Raw genomic sequence first — 20,564 nt, 5'->3', positions numbered from 1 at the left:
TTAGCGGTCCACGTCTGACATAACAAAATCGATACTACCCAGATAGACGATCAGGTCGGATACCAGGCTGCCGCGGATCGCCGACGGGATCTGCTGCAGGTGCGCAAAGCTCGGCGTACGCACGCGGGTACGGTAGCTCATGGTGCTGCCGTCGCTGGTCAGGTAGTAACTGTTGATCCCTTTGGTCGCCTCAATCATCTGGAAAGATTCGTTGGCCGGCATCACCGGGCCCCACGATACCTGCAGGAAGTGGGTGATCAGGGTTTCGATATGCTGCAGCGTGCGCTCTTTCGGCGGCGGCGTGGTCAGCGGGTGATCCGCTTTGAACGGGCCTTCCGGCATGTTATCGAGGCACTGCTGAAGAATGCGCAGACTCTGGCGCAGCTCTTCTACTTTCAGCATCACGCGGGTGTAGCAGTCTGAGACGCCCCCCCCGGTCGGGACTTCGAAGTCGAAGTTTTCATAGCCAGAGTAAGGACGCCATTTACGCACGTCGAAGTCGATACCGGTGGCGCGCAGGCCTGCGCCGGTGGTGCCCCACTCCAGCGCCTCTTTGGCGGTATAGGCTGCCACGCCGACGGAACGGCCTTTCAGAATGGTGTTGCGCAGGGCGGCCTTCTCATAGGAGTCCAGACGCTTCGGCATCCACTCGAGGAACTCACGCAGCAGGCGATCCCAGCCACGCGGCAGATCGTGCGCGACGCCGCCGATGCGGAACCACGCCGGGTGCATACGGAACCCGGTAATCGCTTCCACCAGATCGTAAATTTTCTGCCGATCGGTAAAGGCGAAGAAGACCGGCGTCATCGCGCCGACGTCCTGAATAAAGGTCGAGATATACAGCAGGTGGCTGTTGATGCGGAACAGCTCGGAGAGCATCACGCGGATCACGTTCACGCGATCCGGTACGGTGATCCCAGCCAGTTTTTCCACCGCCAGCACGTACGGCATCTCGTTGACGCAGCCGCCGAGATATTCAATACGGTCGGTATACGGGATGTAGCTGTGCCAGGACTGACGCTCGCCCATCTTCTCGGCGCCGCGGTGGTGATAACCGATATCCGGTACGCAGTCGACGATCTCTTCGCCGTCCAGTTGCAGAATAATGCGGAACGCACCATGCGCCGATGGGTGGTTCGGACCGAGGTTGAGGAACATGAAGTCCTCGTTGTCGGTGCCGCGCTTCATGCCCCACTCTTCCGGTTTAAAGGTCAGCGCCTCCATCTCCAGATCCTGTTTGGCTTTGGTCAGCTCAAACGGGTCGAACTCGGTGGCACGCGCCGGATAATCTTTACGCAGCGGGTGACCTTCCCAGGTCGGCGGCATCATGATGCGACGCAGGTTCGGGTGACCATCGAAGGTAATGCCAAACATTTCCCAGGTTTCACGCTCATACCAGTTGGCGTTGGGGAACAGTTTGGTGAAGGTCGGCAGATGCAGATCGTTTTCCGACAGCGCCACCTTGAGCATGATGTCGCGGTTGCGATCGATGGAGATCAGGTGATAGAAAACGGAAAAATCCGCGGCGGGCAGGCCATCGCGGTGCGTGCGCAGACGTTCGTCCATGCCGTGCAGGTCAAACAGCATCACGTAAGGCTTCGGCAATTTCTTCAGGAAATCACCCACCTCCAGCAGCTGTTCACGCTTCACCCATACCACCGGTACGCCGGTACGGGTTGGCTGAACGGTAAAGGCATCCGGCCCAAAGCGGTTGCGCAGTTCGCCAATCACCGGGTCATCAAGGTGATCGCGGGTTTGCCAGGCTGGTGCGGCGTCATGCGCGGTTAAATCGGTCATATTGTTCACCATTGCAAAAGGTCCGTGGTGACTGCCGGCGAGACTTCGCGCTGTTGTAGATTGATTTGCGAAGTGGTTCTCCCGCCCGCAGGCGCAAATTAAATCTCGTCCGGCGTCCGCAGATTGGTCACTGCAATACGTTCGCCGCGTTTACGCTCGCGTTCCGACTGCATATTGGCGCGATAAACGCCCTGATCGCCAACCACCCATGAGAGCGGACGACGTTCTTTACCAATGGACTCCTGCAGCAGCATCAGCGCCTGCATATAGGCCTCCGGACGCGGCGGGCAGCCCGGGATGTACACATCGACCGGAATGAATTTATCCACGCCCTGGACGACGGAATAGATGTCGTACATCCCGCCTGAGTTGGCGCAGGCGCCCATGGAGATCACCCACTTCGGCTCCAGCATCTGATCGTAGAGACGCTGAATAACCGGCGCCATTTTGGTAAAGCAGGTTCCCGCGACCACCATCAGGTCCGCCTGACGCGGAGAGGCGCGCAGAACTTCTGCCCCAAAACGCGCAACGTCATGCACCGCAGTGAATGACGTCACCATTTCCACATAACAGCAAGAAAGGCCGAAGTTGTACGGCCAAATTGAGTTCTTACGGCCCCAGTTCACCATGTCATGCAGCGCGTGTTCGAGTTTCCCCATATACACGCTTTTATTGACTTCCTGCTCCAGAGGATCGGTAACGATCTCCTGTTTCTGCAGGGGGTAACGGTCGTTCTCACCGTTAGGATCTATGCGGGTGAGCGTATAATCCATCTTATTGCCTCGCTTTTACTGCATATGACGGTTAGTGGGACTGTCTGTTTCCGGGTTAACCAGCGTGCGACGGGAACGCGCAGGCGTCCAGTCCAGTGCGCCGATGCGAACGAGATAAACCAGACCAGCCAGTAGCACTAAAATGAAAATTGCGGCTTCCACAAAGCCGACCCAGCCGCTCTCGCGGATAGAGGTCGACCATGCGTAGAGATACAGGGCTTCCACGTCGAAGATAACGAAGAACATGGCAACCAGATAAAACTTCGCAGAAAGACGTAAGCGGGCCGAACCGACGGAGTCGATCCCCGATTCAAACGGCGTGTTTTTACTACGCGCGCGCGCGCGACCGCCAAGGTACCAACCGCCGACGAGCATGAGGCAGCACAGGCCGATAGCGATGATGAGAAATATAGCGAATGCCCAATGATGAGCGATGACTTCAGTGGATGTTGACATACGCATTGCTTAACCAAAAAAGTGTAGCGCCAAAACCCTCTGCTCTTACTGGCAGATGAACGCCACAGCGTTTCACGGGAGGAATAAAAAATAACCGTGCAAAAAAGCGTCCCTGGTCGATGTGAGAAGCCCAGATGCCGTGGCTTTTTACCCCTTTCTTTAACCTTTTGTCAACTTTAACAAAAGTTTTCATAACATTAATTTACATTGGAATCTTTTCATTAACATTAAATGCCCTTTTCTGCGAAATAACCTTGCATACTGTTCGGTTTTAGTGTTGTTGAATCGTGTCCGTTTCCGTCGTAAATCAAAAATCCCTTCTATTTTGACAGGATTTAGCCTCGATTCCTCCCCCCAAAGAGGGGTATTTTCTTGATCTGCGACACGGTTTTGTTAATTACCCCAGGAAATCGGCAACAATCCATCCGGTTTTTTAACATTAGCAGGAAGTGTTGAAAGTGCAGGGAAAAGTCGACAAGCTGAGCGCCTTGTCACGCCAATACGCTGATTTTTCTGCAAAGAAATACAAAACAGATTCAAAACATCAATAAGAGTGCAAAAAAAAGAGCCGCCAGGGGGGAAACCAACTCCTGAGGCTCTTTTTGGGCACTTACATTCTGTTACCAGTTTTTGTGATCTTTGTTAGCAAGAATACCCTTACAAAACCAAAGTATTCCCTCCCTCTTCCGGAGTAAGTGCTGTGCCCGTTTCCCAGGGATGGATCTCCTGGCTCAGAGACTGAAAAATCGCCTGCGGCAGTTCGCTCACCGTCCGTGGATTGCAGCTGACGACGTACCGGGTGTCCGGCAACGCCGGTAACCCCTCACTGATGCCAGCCACGCGTAGATCCGGGCTCATCATTTCGACCGGGCGCGCCGTCACGCCCAGCCCGGCCTTCACCGCCGCTTTCACGCCCGATAGCGAGGAAGCTCCGTGGGCCAGATGCCAACTGACGCGAGCAGTTTCCAGCGCGGCGATAATATCCTGGCGGAATGGACTTGGCTCTTCGAGCAGGATCAGGGGGATAGATTCCCCCTTCGCCAGCACATATTCCGCTGCACAATACCAGAGAGTAGGTGATGTTCTCAGGGTGAAAGAGGTAAAGCCGGGAGGCTGATGGGTGGTCAACGCCAGATCGACCAGCCCCTCGGCCAGCATCTCCATGATGGCGGCATGGGGGTGAACTTTGATCTCCAACGTCATTCTGGGATAGAAACAGCCAATGCGGTTTAACAAAAACGGCAGGATGGTGTCAGCCGTTTCTTCTGACGCACCGATGCTCAGAGCCCCCTGCAGGCTGCCATACATCAGCGACATACAGGCTTCATCGTTAAAACGGAGAATTTTGCGGGCATAGCCCAGCAGCTGGATCCCCTGCTCGGTCAGCAGCTTATTGCGGCCGTGGCGGGCGAAAAGCTCTTTGCCCACCAGCTGTTCCAGGCGTTGCATTTGCTGACTGACCGCGGACTGAGTACGACACACTGCGGAGGCGGCGGCGGCAAAAGTGTTCAAATCAGCGACCGCGACAAAGGTACGCAGCAGATCGAGATCGAGGTTGAGTATGGGACGAGTTGTATTAATCATCTTTCTTCACTTACAGGTGGCTAACGCTGACCTGCCTTGTTGATGCTTTACGCCAGGTTTCCGGCTATTCCCTGAGCCTCGTGCTCACCGTCTAACGGCGGATAAACAACTGGACGAACGTTATTACATGCCAAAGTACTCGTCTGGGCAAATGCGCAGAACTGCGGAGTAATATATTGTTCGTATTTCTCATTATTATTTATTACCACGACCAGCCAGGCGCCATACGTCGCCGCGGGAACCCGGTCAGTGATGCTGAGAAAATCGCTCTTCTGGCGTAACTTTCCGGCAGAAAAGGAACAATAAAATCCTGTAATAACAATATATTAAATCTCAATGCAACCGCAGTTCTTGGCGGTTAACACGGATATTAACGGTGATATTCTAACCTATCCCCCTCCTTTTTATAAGCCTTAATAAGGATTAACTGAGACAATTTTAAATTTTTTTCAACATTTTATATTAATTAACAAACCTCAGATTATTACCCGCTAAAAATAATAATAATGTGGTCGCACGCTGTTTTTTATTAAAATTATTTAACATCAAAATTACAAGCCAATCGCGCTTGTATGCAGGATAGCGTTTTTTAGCGACTCCCCCTTCTCCCTCCCCATATTACCGGGCAAACAAACGAGATAAATGATGGCAAAATCGCTACTTAATCTATATTTACGACCAAAAAATCGACATAAAAAGGCATAAGCCACAGACCAAATCCGCAATCGGTAGATAAATCAATTGCACTTAAAATCCGGCGTTAGCAAAATCTTCTCCTGCAAAGCCTTCAAAACAGCGGGGAGGGGGAGTACATTGTTCCGTGCTGACTTCCACGGCAGGGAGTGGCGATAACAGCTAAAAGGTCAAGATTCATGTCCCCCATCGAAAAATCCAGCAAGTTAGAGAACGTCTGTTATGACATCCGCGGCCCGGTTCTGAAAGAAGCCAAACGTCTTGAAGAAGAAGGCAATAAGGTTCTGAAACTGAACATCGGCAACCCGGCGCCATTCGGCTTCGAGGCCCCTGACGAGATCCTCGTCGACGTCATCCGCAATTTGCCTACCGCCCAGGGTTACTGCGATTCGAAAGGATTGTACTCGGCGCGTAAAGCTATCATGCAGCATTACCAGGCCCGGGGTATGCGCGATGTCACGGTGGAAGACATCTATATCGGCAACGGCGTGTCCGAGCTGATTGTGCAGGCGATGCAGGCGCTGTTAAACAGCGGCGATGAGATGCTGGTTCCCGCCCCGGACTACCCGCTGTGGACGGCGGCGGTGTCGCTTTCCAGCGGCAAAGCGGTGCACTATCTGTGTGACGAATCCTCTGACTGGTTCCCGGATCTGGACGACATCCGCGCAAAAATCACACCGCGCACCCGCGGGATCGTGATCATTAACCCTAACAACCCCACCGGCGCGGTCTATTCCAAAGAATTGCTGCAGGAGATCGTGGAGATCGCTCGTCAGCATAATCTGATCATTTTCGCCGATGAAATTTACGACAAGATCCTCTACGACGAAGCCCAGCATCACTCTATTGCCGCCCTGGCGCCGGACCTGCTGACGGTGACCTTTAACGGATTGTCGAAAACCTATCGCGTTGCTGGCTTCCGTCAGGGCTGGATGGTGCTGAATGGCCCGAAAAAACACGCGAAGGGCTATATCGAAGGGCTGGAGATGCTGGCTTCAATGCGTCTGTGCGCCAACGTGCCGGCCCAGCATGCTATCCAGACGGCGCTGGGCGGCTATCAGAGCATCAGCGAATTCATCATCCCCGGCGGACGCCTGTATGAACAACGCAACCGCGCCTGGGAGCTTATCAACGATATTCCGGGCGTCTCCTGCGTGAAGCCAAAAGGCGCGCTGTATATGTTCCCGAAAATCGACGCCAAACGCTTCAATATTCATGACGACCAGAAAATGGTGCTCGACTTCCTGCTGCAGGAGAAAGTCCTGCTGGTGCAAGGCACCGCCTTTAACTGGCCGTGGCCGGATCACGTACGCATCGTGACCCTGCCGCGCGAAGACGACCTGGAGATGGCTATCTCCCGCTTTGGCCGCTTCCTCTCCGGCTACCATCAGCTTTAATCGCGCCGCCGCCGGCATTTGCATCCGGCGGCGATCCCTGCGCACAATGGAACCCGATGTTGTCACTGATTAAGGGTCCCTATGAGTCAGAGTCATTTCTTTGCCCACCTCTCCCGCCTGAAACTGATTAACCGCTGGCCGCTGATGCGCAACGTGCGCACCGAAAATGTCTCCGAACACAGCCTGCAGGTGGCGATGGTCGCCCACGCGCTGGCGGCGATTAAAAACCGCAAATTTGGCGGCCAGGTCAACGCCGAGCGTATCGCCCTGCTGGCGATGTACCATGACGCCTCGGAAGTACTAACTGGCGACCTCCCTACTCCGGTGAAATATTTCAATTCGCAGATTGCCCAGGAATATAAGGCGATTGAGAAAATTGCTCAGCAAAAGCTGGTGGATATGGTCCCTGACGAGCTGCGCGATATTTTCGAGCCGCTGATTGATGAGCATCACTACAGTGAGGAAGAGCAGTCGATCGTTAAACAGGCTGACGCCCTCTGCGCTTACCTGAAGTGCCTCGAAGAGCTGTCTGCAGGCAATAACGAATTTCTGCTGGCCAAAGGTCGGCTGGAAAAGACCCTGGCATCGCGGCGCAGCGCGGAGATGGATTACTTTATGCAAGTGTTCGTCCCAAGCTTCCAGCTGTCGCTGGACGAAATTAGCCAGGATTCGCCGCTGTAAGGTTCTGGCCGGGCGGCGGTTGTGCTCTACCCGGCCAGAATATCTTAAAACGGAAACAGTACCGGGATTAGCAGGACGCAGACCACCATCACCAGTATGGTAAAGGGCACGCCTATTTTGACAAAATCGCTAAATGAGTACTTGCCCGGGCCAAGCACCAGGGTGTTAACCGGCGAGGAGACCGGGGTCATAAACGCCGCCGAAGCCGCCATCGCCACCACCATGGCAAAAGGATAGGGTGAGACGCCCATTGACTTCGCCGCCGCTAAGGCAATAGGCGCCATCAGCACCGCCGTGGCGGTGTTTGAGATAAACAGCCCAATCGCCGCGCACATCACGAACAGGCAGCCGAGCATCAGATAAGGCCCCTCGCCTCCGGCGACATCCATCAGTCCCTTCACCACCAGATCCACCCCGCCGGTTTTTTGCAGCGCCAGGGCAAACGGCATCATCCCAACAATCAAAATAATGCTCGGCCAGTGGATCGCCTTGTAGGCGCTCTCGGCATTGATGCAGCGGAATTTGCCCATCAGCAGACAGGCGATAATCGCGGCAATTGGGTTGGGAATTTCATCGGTGAGCATCAGGGCTACCATCAGCACCAGGCAGAAAATCGCATGCGGAGCCTGGCTGTGGGCCGGCGAAGCGTCATCGACCTCAACCGGCATATTGAGCACCACGAAATCCCGGCCGCGCTTCGCCAGCAGGGCAATTTGCCGCCAGTTGCCGACCACCAGCAGGATATCGCCGAGCTGCAGCGGCTCGTCGACCACCGAACCATCCATCGCTTTGCCATCGCGCTTCATGCCGACGATATTGAGACCAAACCGGGTGCGGAAGGCTATCTCACGCACCGTTTTGCCCATCATCTCTGAATCCGGGATCAGCGCCACCTCCGCCATCCCCACATCCAGCGCCTGATCGGCAAAATACTCGCCGCGCAATACCATCGGCTCAAGCATTTGCTCGCCGCAGAACTGGCGTAAATCGACATCGGAGGCGGACATATCGATCAGCAGGACGTCGCGGGCGCGAAATTCCGATACCCCGTTGACGTTGACAATTACCCGGCGGAACCGCCGCCAGCGTTCAACGCCGATCACGTTGGCGCAGTAGCGCTCACGCAGCTTTAAATCATCCAGCCGCTGACCGATCATCGGCGAACCCGGGCGGATGGCCAGCCGGCGAGCGCGGCCGGTGAGGTGATATTCGCGGATCAAATCGCGGAAGGTGCTTCTTTTTCGCCCATCGCGTGCGGAGTCGCCATTATCCGTCTTCAGCATAAAGCGCACCGCCAGCATATAGACGATGCCCAGGATCAGCACCACCAGGCCAATCGGCGTGACGCTGAAAAAGCTGAAGCCGTGCAGTCCCTCGCGCAGCAATTCACTGTTGACCACCAGGTTGGGCGGCGTCGCCACCAGGGTCATCATCCCGCTGATAAGCCCGGCGAAGCTCAGCGGCATCATCAGCCGCGATGGCGAGGTATTCATCCGCGCCGAGACGCTAAGTACCACCGGGATGAAAATGGCGACCACCCCGGTGGAGCTCATAAACGCGCCCAGACCGGCGACGGTGAGCATCAGGTAGATCAGCATTTTGGTTTCGCTGTTCCCCGCCACGCTCACCAGCCATGCCCCCATTTTGGTGGCGACTCCGGTGCGCACCAGGCCATCGCCGATAATAAACAGGGCGGCAATCAGGATCACGTTAGGATCGCTGAATCCGGAAAAAGCTTCATTTAACGTCAGCGTTCCGCTGAGGACAAAGGCGACAATGACCATCAGGGCGATAGCATCCATGCGCACCTTGCCGGTAGCAAACAGCACAACCGCGATGGCCAGGAGGGATAAAACCCAAATCAATTCACCGTTCACAACGTTTCCTTGTCACAAGTGGGAGTCGACATAGTGGCATAAAAAAGCCCCGACGACGCGGGGCGAAATCATGGGTTTACGCTTTAAGACGCACATTTACCACGCCGTCAGTCTGGCGTTCAACCACCAGATCTTCCAGGCTGCTCAGCACGAGGTCGGCTTCACCCAGGCGAGGGGCATCGGCGGGCACGTTGACCGCGATAGTGCGACAGCCGGCCGCCAGTCCGGAGAGGAGCCCCGCCGGCGCATCTTCCACCACCGCGCACTCCCCGGCAGGCAGACCCAGCCGCTCGGCGCCCAGCAGATAGGCGTCCGGCGCCGGTTTACCGTGTTTCACCTGCTCGGCGGTGACGAACACCTCAGGCATCGGCAGGCCCGCCGCGCGGTGACGCGCGTGGGCAACCGGAATCGAACCGGAGGTGACAATCGCCCACGGGATCCCGGCCTCATTGAGCGTATTCAGCAGGGCTAATGCCCCCGGCAGCGCGACGATACCCTCAATATCAGTGGCTTCTATCTGCTCGAGGTAGCGAAATTCGGCCTGGATATCCTCCTCGCTGCGCCCCGGCATAAAATGGCGAATGGAGGTAATGGCCTGCTTGCCGTGAATAAAACTGAGAATTTCATCATGGTCAATGGCGAAACGATCCCCCCACTTGCACCATGAACGCTCCACCACCGGCAAGGAATCCACCAGCGTCCCGTCTAAATCGAACAGGAAACCTTTACACTGCACGGGCACCTCCCTCAGGCGTTGATAATTTGATTAATTTCATTACTGCTCAGATGATACTGGCGCGGGCAAGCGTGCCAGACGCTCAGCATCCGCTGATATTTCTCCCACATCGGGGTCTGCGAGTTAAAGCCATGGGTACCGGCGTCAAAATGGCTGTAGCGGCCTTCAACGTTGACCATAAAACGCACATAGCCGAGATAACGCGCTTCGGTGGCGGCATCAAATCCGAGGAAGGTGACCCGGCGTTCATCGATACCCGCCGCGTCTTTCAGGTTGGTCCAGGAGACGTGCAGCGCGTGGTACATCTCCATGATATCAATAACGGTACGGCAGGTTTCTTCCGTCAGCTGGCCGAACTCGCGGTCCAGTTCACGCATCTGTAGCCCATACCCACGCTCTATGATGGTTTGCAGACGACGGTAGCGTTCCGCATTATCCGGGTCGAGCATCGTCATCATTTTGTACTGATTGGATAAAATCAGACGCTGCGCATTGGTCATTTCCATGTTGTGACTCCTGTAGCACGGTAGGGCGTGAAATAAAGAAGGCGCATAAATCATGCGCCTTCTTTTATATGCGTTTTCCGTAGTGAATTACAAATCATCAAGGAAAGTTTTATCCAGTTGTTTGAAGGCGCGCTTAAGCGTGTCAGCCAGCGCCTGATAATCGGGCTTGCCTTCGACCGGTGCCAGCGCCTGCCCCGCCTCCTGCAGTTTGCCGCGCACTTCATAGAACCAGTTAAGAATGGAGGGCGGCAGCGGCGTCACCGAACGCTTACCCAACCACCAGAGTCCCTGCATCGGCAGGCTCAGCGCAAACAGCGCGGTAGCGACGGCGGGGCCCAGCTGGCCGCCAAGAGCTATCTGCCAGCAGAGGGTAAAAATGGCGATTGGCGGCATGATGCGGATGGCATAGCGGGTGGCACGAATAATGCGGTTTTCAATAAACACCGGCGCGAGGCGCTTGTCGAGAGGCCAGGTCTTTGCGTAATGCTGCCCGCGGTTGAACAAGCTAAAGAAGCTAACGGGGCGTTTCTCAGGGGTCGACATGGCTTTACCTCAACTTTACATATAAAACTTAAAAAATTCGTGCAAAACACCAACTATGCATGACATCGTTCAAAAGATTTTGGCAAAGGATGCCGCAATCAGGTATCCTGTGCCCGCCTGAAAGGGCGGTTAGACTCTTTGCCAGGCTAGTCAAATTATCGCATATTCTGCCATTGGCTGAAAATTATGCAAAATGGCATAAAATCAAATGTACTTCTCTCATCGTGCCCGAAAACAGAACAAGGCATGATGTTAATCATAAATGTCGAGGTCATCCTGCGCTACGCTAATGACACACTGACGTTTTTTTAGCCACGTATCATAAAAAGGTACTTCCATGTCGAGTAAGTTAGTACTGGTTCTGAACTGCGGTAGCTCCTCTCTGAAATTTGCTATCCTTGACGCCGTGAACGGCGACGAATATCTGTCCGGTTTAGCGGAATGCTTCCACCTGCCGGAAGCCCGTATCAAATGGAAAATGGACGGCAGCAAACAAGAAGCCGAGTTAGGCGCGGGCGCCGCGCACAGTGAAGCGCTGAACTTTATCGTTAACACTATTCTGGCACAAAAACCAGAACTGTCTGCTCAGCTGACCGCAATCGGCCACCGTATCGTACACGGCGGTGAAAAATACACCAGCTCCGTGGTGATCGACGAGTCCGTAATTCAGGGTATTAAAGACGCCGCGTCTTTCGCACCGCTGCACAACCCGGCACACCTGATCGGCATCGCTGAAGCGCTAAAATCCTTCCCGCACCTGAAAGACAAAAACGTGGCTGTATTCGATACGGCGTTCCATCAGACCATGCCGGAAGAATCCTATCTCTACGCCCTGCCGTACAGCCTGTACAAAGAGCACGGCGTTCGTCGTTACGGCGCGCACGGCACCAGCCACTTCTACGTGACTCAGGAAGCCGCTAAGATCCTGAACAAGCCGGTGGAAGAGCTGAACATCATCACCTGCCACCTCGGCAACGGTGGTTCTGTTTCCGCTATCCGTAACGGTAAATGCGTTGACACCTCCATGGGTCTGACCCCGCTGGAAGGCCTGGTGATGGGTACCCGCTCCGGTGACATCGATCCGGCCATCATCTTCCATCTGCACGACACCCTGGGCATGAGCGTTGACGCGATCAACAAAATGCTGACCAAAGAGTCCGGCCTGCTGGGTCTGACCGAAGTCACCAGCGACTGCCGCTACGTGGAAGACAACTATCAGGAAAAAGCCGACGCTAAACGCGCGATGGACGTTTACTGCCACCGCCTGGCGAAATACATCGGTTCCTACACCGCGCTGATGGACGGCCGTCTTGACGCCGTTATTTTCACCGGTGGTATCGGTGAAAACGCCGCGATGGTGCGTGAGCTGTCGCTGGGCAAACTGGGCGTACTGGGCTTTGAAGTTGACCATGAGCGTAACCTTGCTGCCCGCTTCGGCAAGTCTGGCTTCATCAACAAAGAAGGCACACGTCCTGCCGTGGTTATCCCGACCAACGAAGAGCTGGTCATCGCGCAAGACGCCAGCCGTCTGACCGCATAATTCCACATCGCCAGCCCTGACCCGCAATAATTCGAGCTGCAGGAAGGCGGCGACACAGCAAAACCCCGGCCGCGTACAGCGCGTACGCCACCGGGGTGAGCAAGTAGAGCCAACGCACGTGCAACTTGAAAGATGACGGATAGCTGGCGGTGCTGTTTTGTATCCCGCCTGATACTGGCGGTAACGAAAGAGGATATACCGTGTCCCGTACTATCATGTTAATTCCTACCGGTACCAGCGTAGGTCTGACCAGCGTCAGCCTCGGTGTGATCCGCGCTATGGAACGCAAAGGCGTTCGTCTGAGCGTCTTTAAACCCATCGCCCAGCCGCGTTCCGGTGGCGATGCCCCAGACCAGACCACCACCATCGTTCGCGCCAGCTCCTCCACCACCACCGCCGCTGAACCGCTGAAGATGAGCCATGTTGAGTCTCTGCTCTCCAGCAATCAGAAAGATGTGCTGATGGAAGAGATCATTGCCAACTACCACGCGAATACTCAGGACGCGGAAGTGGTGCTGGTGGAAGGCCTGGTACCGACCCGTAAGCATCAGTTCGCCCAGGCGCTGAACTTTGAAATCGCCAAAACGCTGAACGCTGAAATCGTCTTCGTGATGTCTCAGGGCACCGACACGCCAGAACAGCTGAACGAGCGTATCGAACTGACCCGTAACAGCTTTGGCGGCGCCAAAAATACCAGCATCACCGGCGTTATCGTCAACAAACTGAATGCCCCTGTCGACGATCAGGGCCGTACCCGTCCTGACCTGTCGGAAATTTTCGACGACTCGTCGAAAGCAAAAATCGTGAAGATTGACCCGGCTCAGCTGCAGAAAGGCAGCACGCTGCCGGTGCTGGGCGCAGTGCCATGGAGCTTCGATCTGATCGCGACCCGCGCGATCGACATGGCGCACCATCTGAATGCGACCATCATCAACGAAGGCGATATCAATACCCGCCGCGTGAAATCCGTGACTTTCTGCGCGCGCAGCATCCCGCACATGCTGGAACACTTCCGCCCTGGTTCTCTGCTGGTTACCTCCGCAGACCGTCCTGACGTGCTGGTTGCGGCCTGCCTGGCGGCAATGAACGGCGTGGAAATCGGCGCCATTCTGCTGACCGGCGGCTATGAAATGGACGCGCGCATCAGCAAGCTGTGTGAACGCGCTTTCGCGACCGGCCTGCCGGTATTTATGGTCAACACCAACACCTGGCAGACCTCCCTGAGCCTGCAGAGCTTTAACCTCGAAGTACCGGTTGACGATCACGAGCGTATCGAGAAAGTTCAGGAATACGTGGCCAACTACATCAACGCCGACTGGATCGAATCGCTGACCGCGACCTCCGAGCGCAGCCGCCGTCTCTCTCCGCCAGCCTTCCGCTACCAGCTGACCGAGCTGGCGCGCAAAGCCGGCAAACGTGTCGTTCTGCCGGAAGGCGACGAACCGCGTACCGTGAAAGCGGCGGCGATTTGCGCCGAACGCGGGATCGCCACCTGTGTCCTGCTGGGTAACCCGGATGAGATCAACCGCGTAGCCGCGGCCCAGGGCGTGGAGCTTGGCGCCGGCATTGAAATCGTCGATCCGGAAGTGGTTCGCGAAAGCTATGTGGGTCGCCTGGTCGAACTGCGTAAGAACAAAGGCATGACCGAAGCGGTCGCGCGTGAGCAGCTGGAAGACAACGTGGTTCTCGGCACCCTGATGCTGGAACAGGACGAAGTCGACGGTCTGGTATCCGGCGCGGTTCACACCACTGCCAACACCATTCGTCCGCCGCTGCAGCTGATCAAAACCGCGCCGGGCAGCTCGCTGGTCTCCTCCGTGTTCTTCATGCTGCTGCCGGAACAGGTTTACGTTTACGGCGACTGCGCGATCAACCCGGACCCGACAGCCGAGCAGCTGGCGGAAATCGCTATTCAGTCCGCTGAATCCGCGATTGCCTTCGGCATCGAACCGCGCGTAGCGATGCTCTCCTACTCCACCGGTACCTCCGGCGCGGGTAGCGATGTCGAGAAAGTCCGCGAAGCGACCCGTCTGGCGCAGGAAAAACGTCCTGACCTGATGATCGACGGCCCGCTGCAGTATGACGCCGCGGTGATGGCTGACGTAGCGAAGTCCAAAGCGCCGAACTCACCGGTAGCTGGCCGCGCGACCGTGTTCATCTTCCCGGATCTGAACACCGGTAACACCACGTACAAAGCGGTACAGCGCTCTGCCGACCTGATCTCCATCGGGCCGATGCTGCAGGGTATGCGCAAGCCGGTCAACGACCTGTCCCGTGGCGCGCTGGTAGACGATATCGTCTATACCATCGCACTGACCGCGATCCAATCGGCTCAGCAGCAGAAGTAATCTGCCGCTGTGGTCAAAGCAAAAGGCAGCCGAATGGCTGCCTTTTTGTCGTCAGGAGGCGAGCGACGATTGCTGCCGCGCGTTTGCGATCTTTATTCGCGCTCGCTCTCTTCCGCATCATCATACTCATTACCGGCGTTGCGGGTCATCCACAGCGCCAGCGCTTTCAGGGAGTCCGGCGTGAACTCATCGCAGCGGGCGGTGATCTCTTCCGGCGTTAACCAGCACACCTCGCTGACCTCTTCTTCCTGCAGGGCGAACGGCCCGTGGGAGACGCAGCTGAACAGGCTTCCCCAGACGCGGCAGAATTTGTCTTCGTAATAAAACTGGCCGTGATCGGCAAACGGCACCCCGGCGATGCCTAACTCCTCTTCCGCCTCGCGACGGGCCGATTCCAGCAGCTGCTCATCAGCCTGCACGACGCCGCCAGCGGTGGCATCCAGCATGCCCGGATGAAAGTCTTTTGTCTCGGTGCGTCGCTGCACCAGAATTTTCCCCATTCCGTCATGAACGACGATATAGGTCGCCCGGTGGCGCAGGCACTGCGCGCGCATTTGCTCGCGGCTGGACTGTGCTATCACCTCATTGTTTTCATTAACAATATCGACCCATTCTGTGCTTGCCAAATGATTCTGTTCCGCCATCAGGAAACCTTACTTTAAATGCGCTCTCGCGGCGCGTCTTTATGATTGAGGGCTAAATTACGGGTAAATTGCAACCTCTGCAATAACCTGATTATCATTGAGTGCTAAAACCTGCAGCCGCCCCTGATCCAGCAGCCCATAGCTGGCGGAATATCCCCCTTTCGGGATACTCACTGAGCCGGGATTAAAGAGGTAAATTGCGCCGCGTTTTTCCGCGACCGGTATATGAGTATGGCCATATGCCAGGACATCGCCAGCGGCCAGCGGCGGCAGATTATCCGGACTATAGAGATGCCCGTGGGTCAGAAACAGGCGATAGCGTTCGCTAAGCACCTGCTGCCAGGGCGCGGTCATTGGAAAACGAAGCAGCATCTGATCCACTTCGCTGTCGCAGTTGCCGCGAACGGCAACAATGCGTTCCGCCACGCTGTTCAACCGCTCCGCCACCTCACCCGGCGCATACCCCTCAGGCAGCGCGTTGCGCGGACCGTGATTGAGCACATCGCCGAGTATGATCAGCCACCTGGCGCCGCTTTGCGCGAACCGTTCAAGCACGCGTTCCGTGGCGGGCAGCGAACCATGAATATCGGAGGCAAACATCAGCTTCATAGGTTCCATCTCCACTGGTTACGATGCCTCTATGATAGCGGAAGCGCGGCGGGTTATCAGCCTCAGCGTTTGGCGGAAAGCGCCACGTAACGCTGGATTGAGGCCCGCTGCCACTGGAAAGACGCATAATCAGCCAGCGCCTCCGGTACCTTATCGCCATTGAGAACCAGGCGATTGAGCATCAGCGCCAGGTCTGCGTCGGCAATAGACCATTCGCCAAATAAATTTTGCCCGCCGTGGGCCAGTAGCGTGGTGGCGGTGGCAAACAGCTTTTCCGCAGATTGCCTGCCGGCCTCGCTGAGGTCCGGCATTTTCGCCCCGCCAAACACCACGGCGGTGGATCGCTCTTCACGAATTGGCATCAGATCGCTGCGCAGCCAGGCCTGGATCTGCCGGGCGCGGGCTCGTTTTTGCAGATCATGCGGGTAGATGCGCTCCCACTCCGGCGGCGCGAAACGCTCATCCAGATACTCGGTAATCGCCGAAGACTCACTTAGCGCGAAATCATCAACCTCCAGCAGCGGTACGCGACGGGTGGCGGCATAGCCTGTCCAGCCCGCCTGCAGATGTTCGCCGCGGTTCAGGTCGACGGTTTTAAGGGTAAAAGGCAGGCTTTTTTCCTGCAGAGCGACATAGACAGACATCACGTACGGTGAGAAAAAATCGGCATCGGACCACAGGGTAATGACAGGCTGGCTCATAGCTTCCTCAAGGGTGGTAGACAGGACAATAAGCCAACATAGCCTGTCTTACAGGCGATGTCACTGCTCGAGCGCGGACGACACGTCGCCTGGCTGCCGGGTCGCTTGCGGAATTTCTCCCGGGTGGCGCAGCTTCACCTATACTCGAACAGTTTGCGACCCACGACGGCGGGAAATATTATGATCGATCTTTACTATGCACCCACCCCAAACGGCCACAAAATCACCCTGTTCCTCGAAGAGGCGGAGCTAGCCTATCGGCTAATTCGGGTCGATATCGGCAAAGGGGAACAATTTCATCCGCAGTTTCTGGCGATTTCGCCGAATAATAAAGTTCCGGCTATCGTCGACCACATGCCTGCTGACGGCGGGGCGCCGTTGAGCGTTTTCGAGTCCGGCGCCATCCTGCTCTATCTGGCGGAAAAAAGCGGTAAGCTGCTGAGCGGCGAGCTGCGGGAACGCTACGTCACGCTGCAGTGGCTGTTCTGGCAGGTCGGCGGGCTGGGGCCGATGCTGGGGCAAAATCAACATTTTTCCCACACCGCGCCGCAAACCGTGCCCTACGCTATTGAACGTTTTCAGGTGGAAACCCAACGACTGTATGGGGTGCTAAATCAGCGCCTGGGATGCAGCCCGTGGCTTGGCGGCGACCACTACAGTATCGCCGACATCGCCGCCTGGCCCTGGGTGAACTGCCATGTCCGACAGCGTATCGATCTGGCGAACTATCCGGCGGTGCACAACTGGTATGAGCGCATTAAGCAGCGGCCGGCAACGGCGGAAGCGATGTTAAAAATTCAGCTTTATTAACCCCCTGCTCGCCCGTCGCGCTTTGTTGTATGATTGCAGGACTTACACCACGGAGGAAGCCTGCAATGTCTCAACCAGACGCCATTATTCGTATTAAGAACCTGCGCCTGCGGACTTTTATTGGTATTAAAGAGGAAGAGATCGCCAACCGCCAGGACGTGGTAGTGAATGTAGCTATTCACTACCCTGCCGATAAAGCGCGCGACAGCGAGGACATCAATGATGCGCTGAACTACCGCACCATTACCAAGCGTATAATCAGCCATCTTGAGAATGGCCGTTTTTCGCTGCTGGAAAAATTAACTCAGGATGTGCTGAATATCGCATGCGAACATCACTGGGTCACATATGCTGAAGTGGAGATTGATAAACTTCATGCGCTGCGCTATGCCGACTCGGTGTCCATGACCATGAGCTGGCGTCGCTAACCATGTCAGGGAGGTGGTATGAAGATCCTGCTTACTGGTGGTACCGGCCTGATTGGCCGACATCTGATACCCAGATTGCTGGAGCTCGGGCATAGCGTCACGGTCTCCACGCGACATCCGGATACCGCCCGCGCCCGTCTCGATCCGCGCGTCACCCTGTGGCGCGATTTCGAGGGCCATCACCACCTCAATGACATTGATGCCGTCATCAATCTGGCGGGTGAACCCATCGCTGATAAACGCTGGACGGCCGAGCAAAAACAACGCTTGTGCCATAGCCGCTGGGATCTCACGCAGCGGCTGGTGGGCCTGATCCACGCCAGCGACACCCCTCCCTCCGTGCTGATCAGCGGGTCTGCCATCGGCTACTATGGCGACCTCGGCGAGGTGGTGGTGACCGAAGAAGAGCCACCGCACAATGAGTTTACCCATAAGCTGTGCGCCCGCTGGGAGCAAATTGCCTGCGAAGCGCAAAGCGAGCGCACCCGCGTCTGCCTGCTGCGCACCGGCGTGGTACTGGCTCCGCGGGGCGGTATTCTCGGCAAAATGACACCCGCCTTTAAGCTCGGCCTCGGCGGGCCTATCGGCAATGGCAGACAGTACCTGGCCTGGATCCATATCGACGATATGGTTAACGGCATTCTGTGGCTGCTGGATAACGATCTGCGCGGTCCGTTCAATATGGTTTCTCCCTACCCGGTGCATAACGAGCAGTTCGCCCATGCGCTGGGTCATGCGCTCCATCGACCGGCGATTTTCCGCGTTCCCGCAGCCGCTATCCGCCTGTTGATGGGGGAATCCGCCGTCCTGGTGCTCGGCGGCCAGCGCGCGCTGCCAAAGCGTCTGGAGGCCGCCGGCTTCGCCTTCCGCTGGTACGATCTGGACGAAGCGCTAAAGGATGTGCTGAGTTAATGGCTGACACAGGGGAGCATTGGCTCCCCTGATTCCATTCTGCTGGCTCATGCTCCACGCCTTGATGACCTCACCCTGGCGCTGCAGCATCGCCATATTCAGGACAACCAGCGCCCTTAATCGCCTGAATTCACCGCCAGCCGGCCGGTTCGCCGGTGTTACCTGGCAAAGCAAAGTGCTAAGGTAGGCTTTTCTTTCTGCGTATTGACTGCTTTATGACGACCATCACCACACCACGCCTTTCGCTTACCCGCTTTGTTACCGATGACTGGCCCTTTTTTCTGCGCCTGCGCCAGGATCCGCAGGTGATGCGTTTTATGGGGGAGGTGTTAAGCGAGGAGGCGCTGCGCAGCGTCTTCGTCAGTCGCTGTGCCGATCCCGGGGTGTTTGTATTGCGCGATAAATTCGGCGAGGCGCTGGGCGATATTGGGCTCCGCATCAGTCCGAAAAATCCGCACGAAGCTGACGTCGGCTACGCGCTGCTGCCTCAGGCTCAGGGAAAAGGCTATGCCAGCGAAGCGCTGCGGGCGGTCTGCGAGTATGGTTTCACCACCCTGGGGGTGCAGGCCATCAATGCCTGGGTGCTGGGTGAAAACCGTGGCTCATCGCGCCTGCTGGAGAAGCAAGGCTTTGTGCGCACCCAGGTGCTGGAGAAAGCCTATCATCTGAACGGCGTCGATTACGATGACTGGATCTATCGGCTGGAGCGGGAAGCTCATCCGGCGTCCACAGACGCCGGATGAGCCGATTATTTCAGCGAACCTTTCAGAAACTGCTGCAGGCGCGGGCTTTTCGGCGCGCCAAACAGCGCATCCGGATGCCCTTCTTCTTCAATTTTACCCTGATGCAGAAAAATGACATGTGAAGAGACGTGGCGGGCAAAGCCCATTTCATGGGTCACCACCACCATGGTTTTTCCCTCTTCCGCCAGCTGCTGCATAATGCGTAACACTTCGCCCACCAGTTCCGGATCCAGCGCGGAGGTCGGCTCATCAAACAGCAGCACTTCCGGTTCCATCGCCAGCGCGCGGGCAATAGAGACACGCTGCTGCTGGCCACCGGAAAGATGCACCGGATACTTCGCCTGCTGACGTTCGTCTATCCCGACCTTGGCCAGATATTTTACCGCCCGTTCGCGCGCTTCCTGTTTGCTTAAGCCCAGCACCTGAATCGGTGCTTCCATGACGTTCTCCAGCACCGTCATATGGCTCCACAGATTGAAATGCTGAAACACCATGGTCAACCGGGTGCGCAGCAGGCGCAACTGGTTCTTGTCGGCCACCTTCAGCTGGCCGTCTTTATCCCGTACCAGGCCAATATTTTGGCCGCTGACGACGATCGTGCCTTCGCTCGGTTTTTCAAGGAAGTTAATACAGCGCAAAAAGGTACTTTTTCCGGAACCCGATGAACCGATGATGCTGATAACGTCCCCGGCTTTCGCCTGCAGCGAGACGCCCTTCAGCACCTCGTGTTCCCCATAGCGTTTATGCAGATCGATAACGTTTAATTTATTGTCGGACATGGCGTTC

21 protein-coding genes are annotated in these 20,564 nt (G+C 56.2%); 8 read left to right on the top strand and 13 right to left on the bottom strand.

Annotation, left to right across the window (positions count from 1 at the left end):
* From nuoC to KHQ23_RS22530, 4 genes are all read right to left on the bottom strand, one after another.
* Window positions 1–1,809 carry an NADH-quinone oxidoreductase subunit C/D gene (gene nuoC, locus KHQ23_RS22545; RefSeq protein ID WP_002913162.1) on the bottom strand — a complete coding sequence of 603 codons (1,809 nt, stop codon included), beginning with the start codon at window positions 1,807–1,809 and terminating at the stop codon, window positions 1–3.
* A gap of 86 nt (window positions 1,810–1,895) precedes the next feature.
* The gene (gene nuoB, locus KHQ23_RS22540; RefSeq protein ID WP_002913178.1) at window positions 1,896–2,570 is read right to left on the bottom strand and encodes an NADH-quinone oxidoreductase subunit NuoB; all 675 of its coding nucleotides are present in this window, start codon (window positions 2,568–2,570) and stop codon (window positions 1,896–1,898) included.
* Between the two features lie 15 nt (window positions 2,571–2,585).
* Window positions 2,586–3,032 carry an NADH-quinone oxidoreductase subunit NuoA gene (gene nuoA / locus KHQ23_RS22535; protein WP_002913181.1) on the bottom strand — a complete coding sequence of 149 codons (447 nt, stop codon included), beginning with the start codon at window positions 3,030–3,032 and terminating at the stop codon, window positions 2,586–2,588.
* A 651-nt stretch (window positions 3,033–3,683) separates the two neighbouring features.
* Window positions 3,684–4,610 (bottom strand): LysR family transcriptional regulator, encoded by a 927-nt coding sequence (locus KHQ23_RS22530; protein WP_021440508.1) that lies wholly within the window; start codon window positions 4,608–4,610, stop codon window positions 3,684–3,686.
* An 872-nt stretch (window positions 4,611–5,482) separates the two neighbouring features.
* Between KHQ23_RS22530 and alaA the strand changes: the two genes are divergently transcribed.
* Window positions 5,483–6,700: an alanine transaminase AlaA gene (gene alaA, locus KHQ23_RS22525; protein ID WP_002913185.1), complete on the top strand. Its 1,218-nt coding sequence runs from the start codon at window positions 5,483–5,485 to the stop codon at window positions 6,698–6,700.
* An 81-nt stretch (window positions 6,701–6,781) separates the two neighbouring features.
* A complete protein-coding gene (gene yfbR / locus KHQ23_RS22520) occupies window positions 6,782–7,381 on the top strand; it encodes a 5'-deoxynucleotidase (protein WP_002913188.1) in 600 nt (199 codons plus the stop codon).
* A gap of 44 nt (window positions 7,382–7,425) precedes the next feature.
* Here the strand turns inward: yfbR and KHQ23_RS22515 are convergent, their stop codons facing one another.
* The 4 genes from KHQ23_RS22515 to yfbV form a co-directional block, all read right to left on the bottom strand.
* Window positions 7,426–9,258 carry an SLC13 family permease gene (locus KHQ23_RS22515; protein ID WP_009484760.1) on the bottom strand — a complete coding sequence of 611 codons (1,833 nt, stop codon included), beginning with the start codon at window positions 9,256–9,258 and terminating at the stop codon, window positions 7,426–7,428.
* 76 nt (window positions 9,259–9,334) lie between these two features.
* A complete protein-coding gene (locus KHQ23_RS22510) occupies window positions 9,335–9,994 on the bottom strand; it encodes a sugar phosphatase (RefSeq protein ID WP_019705510.1) in 660 nt (219 codons plus the stop codon).
* Between the two features lie 11 nt (window positions 9,995–10,005).
* Complete coding sequence (locus KHQ23_RS22505; RefSeq protein ID WP_002913193.1) at window positions 10,006–10,500, bottom strand: YfbU family protein; 495 nt, start codon at window positions 10,498–10,500, stop codon at window positions 10,006–10,008.
* Window positions 10,501–10,587: 87 nt separating this feature from the next.
* Window positions 10,588–11,043 carry a terminus macrodomain insulation protein YfbV gene (yfbV, locus tag KHQ23_RS22500; protein WP_002913194.1) on the bottom strand — a complete coding sequence of 152 codons (456 nt, stop codon included), beginning with the start codon at window positions 11,041–11,043 and terminating at the stop codon, window positions 10,588–10,590.
* 337 nt (window positions 11,044–11,380) lie between these two features.
* On the opposite strand from yfbV, the gene ackA reads away from it, so the two are divergent.
* On the top strand, window positions 11,381–12,583 hold the full coding sequence (gene ackA / locus KHQ23_RS22495) for an acetate kinase (RefSeq protein ID WP_002913195.1): 1,203 nt from the start codon (window positions 11,381–11,383) through the stop codon (window positions 12,581–12,583).
* A gap of 200 nt (window positions 12,584–12,783) precedes the next feature.
* Window positions 12,784–14,931 (top strand): phosphate acetyltransferase, encoded by a 2,148-nt coding sequence (gene pta, locus KHQ23_RS22490; RefSeq protein WP_002913196.1) that lies wholly within the window; start codon window positions 12,784–12,786, stop codon window positions 14,929–14,931.
* Window positions 14,932–15,023: 92 nt separating this feature from the next.
* Here the strand turns inward: pta and yfcD are convergent, their stop codons facing one another.
* The 3 genes from yfcD to yfcF form a co-directional block, all read right to left on the bottom strand.
* A complete protein-coding gene (yfcD, locus tag KHQ23_RS22485) occupies window positions 15,024–15,575 on the bottom strand; it encodes an NUDIX hydrolase YfcD (protein ID WP_002913197.1) in 552 nt (183 codons plus the stop codon).
* Between the two features lie 57 nt (window positions 15,576–15,632).
* Entirely contained in the window at window positions 15,633–16,184 is a 552-nt protein-coding gene (gene yfcE / locus KHQ23_RS22480) for a phosphodiesterase (protein ID WP_004174991.1), read from the bottom strand.
* A 62-nt stretch (window positions 16,185–16,246) separates the two neighbouring features.
* Window positions 16,247–16,885, bottom strand: a complete 639-nt coding sequence (gene yfcF / locus KHQ23_RS22475; protein ID WP_014907157.1) for a glutathione transferase — start codon at window positions 16,883–16,885, stop codon at window positions 16,247–16,249.
* A gap of 180 nt (window positions 16,886–17,065) precedes the next feature.
* Here yfcF and yfcG point away from each other — a divergent pair, with 180 nt between their 5' ends.
* From yfcG to KHQ23_RS22460, 3 genes are all read left to right on the top strand, one after another.
* Window positions 17,066–17,695, top strand: coding sequence for a GSH-dependent disulfide bond oxidoreductase (gene yfcG, locus KHQ23_RS22470; protein WP_014907156.1), 630 nt, complete (start codon window positions 17,066–17,068; stop codon window positions 17,693–17,695).
* Between the two features lie 65 nt (window positions 17,696–17,760).
* A complete protein-coding gene (gene folX, locus KHQ23_RS22465) occupies window positions 17,761–18,123 on the top strand; it encodes a dihydroneopterin triphosphate 2'-epimerase (RefSeq protein WP_002913200.1) in 363 nt (120 codons plus the stop codon).
* An 18-nt stretch (window positions 18,124–18,141) separates the two neighbouring features.
* Window positions 18,142–19,035 (top strand): TIGR01777 family oxidoreductase, encoded by an 894-nt coding sequence (locus KHQ23_RS22460; RefSeq protein ID WP_002913203.1) that lies wholly within the window; start codon window positions 18,142–18,144, stop codon window positions 19,033–19,035.
* Here KHQ23_RS22460 and KHQ23_RS22455 read toward each other — a convergent pair.
* The gene (locus KHQ23_RS22455) at window positions 19,015–19,131 is read right to left on the bottom strand and encodes a hypothetical protein (RefSeq protein ID WP_032421602.1); all 117 of its coding nucleotides are present in this window, start codon (window positions 19,129–19,131) and stop codon (window positions 19,015–19,017) included. The two genes, KHQ23_RS22460 and KHQ23_RS22455, sit on opposite strands and share 21 nt — an antisense overlap.
* Window positions 19,132–19,250: 119 nt before the next feature.
* Here KHQ23_RS22455 and KHQ23_RS22450 point away from each other — a divergent pair, with 119 nt between their 5' ends.
* Window positions 19,251–19,778, top strand: coding sequence for a GNAT family N-acetyltransferase (locus tag KHQ23_RS22450; protein ID WP_032421603.1), 528 nt, complete (start codon window positions 19,251–19,253; stop codon window positions 19,776–19,778).
* 5 nt (window positions 19,779–19,783) lie between these two features.
* Here the strand turns inward: KHQ23_RS22450 and hisP are convergent, their stop codons facing one another.
* Window positions 19,784–20,557: a histidine ABC transporter ATP-binding protein HisP gene (gene hisP / locus KHQ23_RS22445; RefSeq protein ID WP_002913206.1), complete on the bottom strand. Its 774-nt coding sequence runs from the start codon at window positions 20,555–20,557 to the stop codon at window positions 19,784–19,786.
* Window positions 20,558–20,564 lie beyond the last annotated feature (7 nt).

Origin of the sequence: Klebsiella sp. 64 (genome assembly GCF_018223915.1) — a bacterium.
GTDB classification, from domain to species: domain Bacteria; phylum Pseudomonadota; class Gammaproteobacteria; order Enterobacterales; family Enterobacteriaceae; genus Klebsiella; species Klebsiella pneumoniae.
This window is presented reverse-complemented; position numbering and strand designations above follow the sequence as displayed.